This window comes from Streptomyces sp. NPDC048479 (assembly GCF_040651435.1).
In the GTDB taxonomy this organism is placed as follows: Bacteria; Actinomycetota; Actinomycetes; order Streptomycetales; family Streptomycetaceae; genus Streptomyces.
Window position 1 is genome coordinate 1 of record NZ_JBEZKA010000103.1, and the last position, 2256, is coordinate 2256.

Annotated in this window: 1 protein-coding gene; it reads left to right on the forward strand. The window is 71.6% G+C overall.

Annotated features, from left to right (window positions below):
• Nucleotides 1-2256, forward strand: a 2256-nt coding sequence (locus AB0D12_RS41155) for an SDR family NAD(P)-dependent oxidoreductase (RefSeq protein WP_362695183.1), incomplete at both ends; no start/stop codon positions are given.

The following is a 2256-nucleotide window of genomic DNA, read 5'->3' on the forward strand; positions in this document are numbered from 1 at the left end:
GGCCTCTCGTACGAGACTCCTCGCATCCCGGTCGTCTCGAACCTCACCGGTGCTCTGGTCTCGGACGAGATGACGTCCGCCGACTTCTGGGTCCGGCACGTCCGCGAGGCGGTCCGTTTCCTGGACGGCATCCGCGCTCTGGAGGCCGCCGGGGTCACGACGTATGTGGAACTGGGCCCTGATGGGGTCCTCTCGGCGATGGCTCAGGAGTGTGTGACGGGCGAGGCCGCGGTCTTTGTGCCGGTCCTGCGCTCCGGTCGCTCCGAGGCCGAGACTGTCACCACGGCACTCGCCCAGGCGCATGTCCGGGGGATTGCCGTCGACTGGCAGGCGTACTTCTCCGGGACCGGCGCCCAGCGCGTCGACCTGCCCACCTACGCCTTCCAGCGCGAGCACTACTGGCCGGAGACCGGCATCCCGCTCCCCGGCGACACCGCCGGGCTCGGACTCGCCGCCGCCGGCCATCCGCTGCTGGGCGCGGCCGTGACACTCGCGGACGCCGACGGATGCGTCTTCACCGGTCGGCTCTCCCTGCGTACGCATCCCTGGCTCGCGGGCCATGCCGTCATGGGTTCCGTGCTGCTTCCGGGAACGGCACTTGTCGAACTGGCCCTGCACGCGGGCGAGCGCGTCGGAGCCCGTGCCCTGGACGAGCTGACGCTTCAGGCCCCGCTGATCCTGCCCGACGATGGCGCGGTCCAGCTGCAGGTCGTGGTCGGTGCGCCCGATGCCTCGGACCGTCGCGCGGTAGCCGTGTACTCCCGCCCGGACGTCGACGACGAGCCCTGGGTGCGGCACGCCGACGGCCTGCTGATGGCCGAGGTCCGGGGCGCCACCGCCGACCTCGGCGTGTGGCCGCCGGCCGACGCGACTCCTGTGCCGGTGGACAGCGCGTACGAGATTCTCGACGCCTCCGGGCTCGCGTACGGCCCCCTGTTCCGGGGGCTGCGGGCGGCCTGGCGGCGCGCTGGAGAACTGTTCGCGGAACTGGCCCTGCCCACGGAGGCGCAGGCGGACGCCGACGCGTTCGGGCTGCACCCCGCGCTGCTGGACTCGGCGCTGCACACCCTGGCGCTGGGTGACCTGCTCTCCGGTTCGGACACTGATGAGACGGCCGGTGCCGCACGACTGCCGTTCGCCTGGAGCGGTGTTCGGCTCCACGCGGCCGGTGCCTCCGCGGTACGGGTCCGGCTGGCCGAGGCGGGCCAGGGCGCGGTGTCGCTGGAACTGGCCGACTCCGCGGGCGCGCCCGTCGCCTCCGTGGACTCCCTGATACTGCGGGCGATGTCGTCCGAACAGCTCGGCGCGGCGCGTGTCGGCCGCCAGGAGTCGTTGTTCCGGATCGACTGGATGGAGCCTTCGGCCGACCGGACAACGGTTCCGGCCGGTGTCGAACGGGCTGTGGTGGGCGCGGAGGTGCCGGGGCTGGACTCCACGCCGTATGCCGACCTGGCCGCGCTGGCGGCCGCGGGCTCCGACGTACCGGAGCTGGTGTTCATCACCACGGCAGCAGAGGCAGAGGCAGCGGCTCGGGCGGACGGTGACACCCTGCCGGGGGCGGTGCATGTGCGGGCCTCCGACGCGCTCGCGCTCGTACGGGCGTGGCTGGCGGAGGAACGCTTCGCATCCTCCCGGCTGGTGTTCGTCACCCGCGGCGCCATGACCGCAGGTCCGGCCGAGCCCGTCCGCGATCTCGCGGGTGCTGCGGTGTGGGGCCTGGTCCGTTCCGCCGGTACCGAGCACCCCGGGCGGTTCGCGCTCGTCGACCTCGACGGCGACGGTCTGCCCGAACAGACCGTGGCGGCCGCCCTGGCCGCAGGCGAGTCCGAACTGCTGGTTCGCGCGGGTTCCGTCCTCGTGCCGAGGCTGGCGCGTGCTGCGGTCGTTGATGGTGCCGGTCGTGAGCTGGACGTTGACGGCACGGTGTTGGTGACGGGTGCGAGTGGCACGTTGGGTGGTTTGTTTGCCCGTCATCTGGTGGTCGAGCGTGGTGTGCGGCATCTGTTGCTGGTGAGTCGTCGTGGTGAGGCTGCCGAGGGTGCGGTTGAACTGACGGCTGAGCTGGCTGAGTTGGGTGCGGAGGTGAGGTGGGCTGCGTGTGATGTGGCCGACCGTGATGCGCTTGAGTCGGCACTGAATGGCATTCCGGCGGAGTATCCGCTGACGGGTGTGGTGCATACGGCTGGTGTGCTGGACGACGGTGTGGTCGCGTCGCTCACCCCGGAGCGTCTGTCGTCGGTGTTGCGTCCGAAGGTG